Source organism: Domibacillus sp. 8LH, from assembly GCF_038806185.1.
In the GTDB taxonomy this organism is placed as follows: domain Bacteria; phylum Bacillota; class Bacilli; order Bacillales; family Domibacillaceae; genus Domibacillus; species Domibacillus indicus_A.
Window position 1 is genome coordinate 1 of record NZ_JAVJNG010000060.1, and the last position, 4,027, is coordinate 4,027.

Consider the following 4,027-nt stretch of genomic DNA (forward strand, 5'->3'; position numbering starts at 1 on the left):
CACTAGGCTATGTAAGCCCGATTGAATACAAACGATCGCCCCTTAAAAAAGCTGTCTGATTTAGTGTTGACAATCCATCTCAAGATAAAATAGGGTTTGTGCTATCTAAGAAACCATACGATGAAAAGAAAGAAGCAGACCTTTATTTTGCGGAATATTTAAAAGAACGGGGCCTTTTTAAGCTAAAGGGTCTTAAAGACATTACCCTCCATTCGTTTGAAGGATGATAACATACAAAAACAAAAGAACCTCATACATAACTTAGGCATGAGGTTTTATCTAATACCTTATCGGTTTACTCCTTAATAATACATGTGAAGGTCACATTTTCACTATTCACTTGGCATATAGCCAATTACTTTGTTTGTATTAGCATCGACTAAAATTAGTGGTGTACCAACTACTACATTTTCGTTATCTTCAAAGGAAACAGACAATGCTTCTTTTCCTTTATAAGTTTTATCTAACAACTCATAGCCATTATCGATAACAACCTTTTCTACTTTAGCGCTCTGCCAGTTCTCTTTTGTGGTATCGTTCCATCCTTTATCTTCAAAGAACCTCCAAGCACTTTCCCTAACTTTGGTGTAACTGTCTGCTTCAGCATTCTTTTCCATATCGTGATTATCAGAACAACCGGATAAAGGTAATAGAAAAAATACTATTGCTGCTAAGTACAGGCTCAATCTTTTCATGGTATTGCATTTCTCCCTTTCTCATCTGTGGCTTAACAACCATATCAATTAAATGAATTTAGATAACTAAAGACAAAAAAGAATTCAGTTATGAGAGAGATTTCTTTTTTAAATAGCTATCAAAAAAGCCATATATTAATCCTGCCAAAGCAAACAAAATGATTGAGGTGCTTATATTTAAATCATATCCCTTTATAAAATAATCATTTTGGTAATCGTACAACTTGTTAAATGCCCAGATTCCACTTAATCCCCCTGCAACAGCATAAATAATGATTCTGGTTATGAAGGAACTTAGAAACCTATTAAGAAAAATAGTTAAAAGTAAAAATGAAACAGGATAAAGAATAAAGACAAATAATACGGTAGAAATGACAAAAGCAAATCCTAAATTACGTAGCCCATAGTATTCTGTGGTGGTTATTTTATTTCCCTCAAATAAATCCAGAAAAAAAGCTGCAAGCGTGAATAAAAACGTAAAATATAACCACGTCATTAAGTATCGTCTAAAGATATTCAAAATGACACCCTCTTTTTATATTCAGTTACTCTTCTTCAATTTTTATCTCTAAGGCAGTTCCACTTAACGGCGACGTAAGAAATATCCAGTCCGTTGTTACCGTCACTTTTTGTCCAATGTGGAGTAATGATTTTGTTTTTTTATCGATTTTAACCAGGCTAATACTGTACCCTTCGCTGTCATAATGTTTTCTTAAATATGCTTCTAGTCCTTCCTGGTTTTTCCCTACGACTTCTTCTTTTGTAATTTTGTCCATAACCCTTATTGTATTTTCATCTTCCCTAACGATATAACCTTGCACCACAGCATTTCCTTCTTCCAAGAGTTCAATTTCAACTGCTGTTCCTTGCGCAGGATTAGAATACATTAAATCAGAATAGTGGGTAACTTGTACTTTTTGCCCCGTTTTTAATTCAGACACTTTGTTTTTATCAATTGCTGTTATATCAAATACTGTGCCATTCTTTTTATCATCTGGCTCTGAAGAAATCCAGATAGACGTGGATTTTTTACTTTGAATATATCCGTTGGTTTTAGATAAATCTTCATTTGATTCAGCTTCTTCTTTTAAAGTAGCTTGCTCTAATTTTTGTACTACCTCTACTTTTTCAGCCTCTAAGGTAAGAATAGAAGGCAAAGTGGTAGCTTTTTCGGTGTTCCACCAAACATTTACCTTCTCGCCTTTTTTTATTTCCTGAAAATAGTTTTTATCATTGACGAACCAGACAATATTTTCATGGTTTTCATTCTTAGCTATGCTATCATAACTCGCTTTTAAAGCATCCTCTTGCGTAATACCTTTTACAACTAATACTTTTTCTCTTCCATCGTCCTGGGTCCCTTTTTCTACAACATAACCTTGAAATTGTCTTAATGATTCTTTAGCCGAATCGGTTGAACGGATAACTTTTCCATCTGCACAACCTATTAGTATTGAAATAATCGCCAGTATAGCGACAAGAAATTTATTTTTCAAATTACAGCTCCCCCTTTTACAGTGTTAAACAATACACCCAGCAACCCAAAAGGAATAAGTTTACAATTGATATGTTAACACTCAATGTAAAAAAGGACCATTCAATTTTGAACTGCACCTCAATTGTTAGACACAACTAACAATTGGAGGTGCAGTTTTTTTTATGACTAAATATGACAGTGATACCAAACTTGCAGCTGTTCAAGCTTACCTTAAAGGAGATATATCCTATAAACGTACTGCTCAAAAAATGAGAATAAGTACAACGATGTTGAAGAAATGGGTAGCTAATTTTCGAGAACATGGAATAACCGCCTTTAAAGCTCAATATACAAATTACTCTGCAGAGTTTAAAATGGATGTACTTCAATATATAAATGGTGAGAACCCACCTTGAATACATATAATAATTTAAAATTTATTTGAATTTAGCACATAAAACAAAAAACTTTTGGAAATTAGGATAGCAAAAAGAGATAAGAATATCCCATCTTATCTCTTTTTTAAAGCTTCACCAGTTCATCATCGGTCATAAAAAATCCGTGACATAGCAGCAAGGCCTTTTTAAATTCTTCCGGCATCCGGTCTGCACTATATGCACAGACAGAAGTAAGATTTTTTAAAGTTATTAATTCATTTCTATTATTTTCGTATTGGACTATTTCACGTTGAGCATCCTGCATGCTGCCCCATTCTATATGACCCCATGTTCGAATGGGGATGTTATCTTCGATATAAGACTCTAAAAATTGAACACAATGATTGAACACAATTACAGGATTAAATGTTCCTTTTGAAAAATAGAAATCAAAGTTATTTTTAAAATGTACGTTGGATAACTGCTCTTTACTTAGAACAGCCTTTAGCTTTTGCTGGATGGCCGGAAGTAATTTTGTGTTTTCAATCAACAAAATATGGCTCCCCTGCTTAACGCCTGAAACTGTGTATTCAACAACATTATCTATATATTTGTCCAGGTCTTGAAATGTATAAAAAATATGACCTTGAGCAGTTTGCAAACTGCTTTTCAATTGTGATGTTTTTTCTATCAAAATTACCCCCCACAGACTTTATGTATTTTTACTTACAGAGAGAACTATTCTAGAGCTTGATCAACCATGTCATCATTAATCCCAATATACTAGAGAGTAACCGGTGGTGCTGAATAGCCAAAGATTTGCTGTAGTATCAGTACATCTTGCGCATGGATACGTTCCAATTGCTCCCTGAATCCCAAGCTCGTGCAATACCATTAACGATCCTCTAGGCTGTTTCTCGTCCGATTGAACCTTTACCCTTATGAAAAGGGAATCATTATGGAAGCTTTTTATTAAAACAAATTCCGTTATGTTTAGTATGAAAGCAACTGAACAGCCTCTTTTAAAAGGGTAATGTCTTTAACGATTTCTTTTTTTATCTTAGGATCTTCACAGCGTTCACACTCACCATATAAGCGAGTGAGCTCTTGCTTAAAAATCAGCCTTTCTTTATCACTCATGGCGGTGTAGCCTTCCATTTCTGCAGCCTGGCTATCATGGCTCTAAAAGCTTTAGACCCATGGCTTTGCGTCCTACTCTTTCGAATAGTTTGCTTTTAACTATTTGTAATGATTTTACTATGAATGTTAATAAAAAACATTAAAAACTTCATAATTACATAGCGATTTAGGAGAGATAAAACAACCATGTTACAGCTCAAGTGAACGATCTATTTAGTTTCTGTTTTTTTATTAAATTCTTCAAAAGCTATGTGTAAGAAGTGAACTGCCCCGTAAATGTTAGACACCAAACTAACATTTATGGGGTGTTTTTATGGCTAAATTTACAATGGAAGAAA

General features: G+C 34.0%; 6 protein-coding genes and 1 riboswitch. Of the genes, 1 reads left to right on the forward strand and 5 read right to left on the reverse strand.

Translation table 11 applies throughout. From position 1 onward, the window contains the following. Positions 1 to 332 precede the first annotated feature (332 nt). From RG959_RS23715 to RG959_RS23725, 3 genes are all read right to left on the reverse strand, one after another. Entirely contained in the window at positions 333 to 695 is a 363-nt protein-coding gene (locus tag RG959_RS23715) for a hypothetical protein (protein ID WP_342799260.1), read from the reverse strand. 88 nt (positions 696 to 783) lie between these two features. Continuing rightward, entirely contained in the window at positions 784 to 1,191 is a 408-nt protein-coding gene (locus RG959_RS23720; RefSeq protein ID WP_342799261.1) for a hypothetical protein, read from the reverse strand. A gap of 49 nt (positions 1,192 to 1,240) precedes the next feature. Continuing rightward, positions 1,241 to 2,191 carry a DUF3221 domain-containing protein gene (locus RG959_RS23725; protein ID WP_342799262.1) on the reverse strand — a complete coding sequence of 317 codons (951 nt, stop codon included), beginning with the start codon at positions 2,189 to 2,191 and terminating at the stop codon, positions 1,241 to 1,243. Positions 2,192 to 2,354: 163 nt separating this feature from the next. Between RG959_RS23725 and RG959_RS23730 the strand changes: the two genes are divergently transcribed. Continuing rightward, positions 2,355 to 2,588: a helix-turn-helix domain-containing protein gene (locus RG959_RS23730; RefSeq protein WP_342799263.1), complete on the forward strand. Its 234-nt coding sequence runs from the start codon at positions 2,355 to 2,357 to the stop codon at positions 2,586 to 2,588. A gap of 106 nt (positions 2,589 to 2,694) precedes the next feature. On the opposite strand, the gene RG959_RS23735 is transcribed toward RG959_RS23730, so the two are convergent. Then, positions 2,695 to 3,243 (reverse strand): MEDS domain-containing protein, encoded by a 549-nt coding sequence (locus RG959_RS23735; RefSeq protein WP_342799264.1) that lies wholly within the window; start codon positions 3,241 to 3,243, stop codon positions 2,695 to 2,697. 299 nt (positions 3,244 to 3,542) lie between these two features. Then, a complete protein-coding gene (locus RG959_RS23740) occupies positions 3,543 to 3,689 on the reverse strand; it encodes a hypothetical protein (protein ID WP_342799265.1) in 147 nt (48 codons plus the stop codon). A gap of 18 nt (positions 3,690 to 3,707) precedes the next feature. Beyond that, a riboswitch (cyclic di-GMP riboswitch) is annotated at positions 3,708 to 3,793 on the reverse strand. Positions 3,794 to 4,027: the final 234 nt, after the last annotated feature.

Excerpts from the sequence above, each read along its gene's own strand:
- RG959_RS23720 (WP_342799261.1), bottom strand. The coding sequence starts at position 1,191 with ATGACGTGGTTATATTTTACGTTTTTATTCACGCTTGCAGCTTTTTTT.
- RG959_RS23715 (WP_342799260.1), bottom strand. The coding sequence starts at position 695 with ATGAAAAGATTGAGCCTGTACTTAGCAGCAATAGTATTTTTTCTATTA.
- RG959_RS23740 (WP_342799265.1), bottom strand. The coding sequence starts at position 3,689 with ATGAGTGATAAAGAAAGGCTGATTTTTAAGCAAGAGCTCACTCGCTTA.
- RG959_RS23730 (WP_342799263.1), top strand. The coding sequence starts at position 2,355 with ATGACTAAATATGACAGTGATACCAAACTTGCAGCTGTTCAAGCTTAC.